The 723-nt window shown below is 37.8% G+C and carries 2 pseudogenes; both read left to right on the top strand.

The annotated features are described in order from the left end of the window. A pseudogene (locus ACFIK8_RS11415) lies at positions 1-466 on the top strand (signal recognition particle-docking protein FtsY); the annotation flags it as partial. Continuing rightward, positions 463-723: pseudogene (locus tag ACFIK8_RS11410) on the top strand (septation protein A); the annotation flags it as partial. The pseudogenes ACFIK8_RS11415 and ACFIK8_RS11410, both read left to right, overlap by 4 nt.

Genomic DNA, 723 nt, shown 5'->3' with positions numbered 1-723 from the left:
ATTTGGAGTGAACGCATAGGAGCTCCTGTTGTTTCAACAAAATTAGGTGCAGATGCTGCTAGCTTAGCGTTTGATGCCTATGAAAAAGCAAAAAAAGCAAATAGTGATGTATTGATTATTGATACAGCCGGGCGTTTACAAAATAAAACAGAACTGATGGATGAATTAGCAAAAATTATTCGTGTTTTAGGCAAACATAACCCCCACGCACCTCATACAATACTTCAAACACTTGACGCAAGTTCCGGGGAGAATGCGCTAAGGCAAGTAGAGCTTTTCAGCGATATCGCCGGGGTTTATGGTATATTCATAACTCGATTGTACTGCACGGGGAGGAATTCTTGTTGCCATCGCCGCAAAATATAAATTACCCGTTTATTTTATTGGTATCGGAGAGGATATTGAGGATCTTCAGCCTTTTTCTGCCTCTGACTTTGCCAAAACGATTGCAGGAAGACACTCATGAATCAGCATTTTTCTGAACCTAATTTATCTAATAATCTCGATTCGAAAAATATTGACGGTTATCAAAAACCGTCTCTTTCACCAATATTTAAATTTCTCTTGGAAATGGGTCCATTGGTCATCTTTTTTCTTGCCAATTATAAGGGTGAATGGCTCATAAACAATATTGGATTTTTTAAAAGCTTTAATAAACCTATTTTTCCGGCAACAGCTTTTTTCATGGTAGCAATTCTTTTTACTCTGAGCTTATCGTGGTTC

Source organism: Bartonella sp. MR168JLCBS (genome assembly GCF_042194175.1).
The sequence above is the reverse complement of the archived record's forward strand: the minus strand, read 5'-3'. Positions and strand labels throughout refer to the sequence as shown.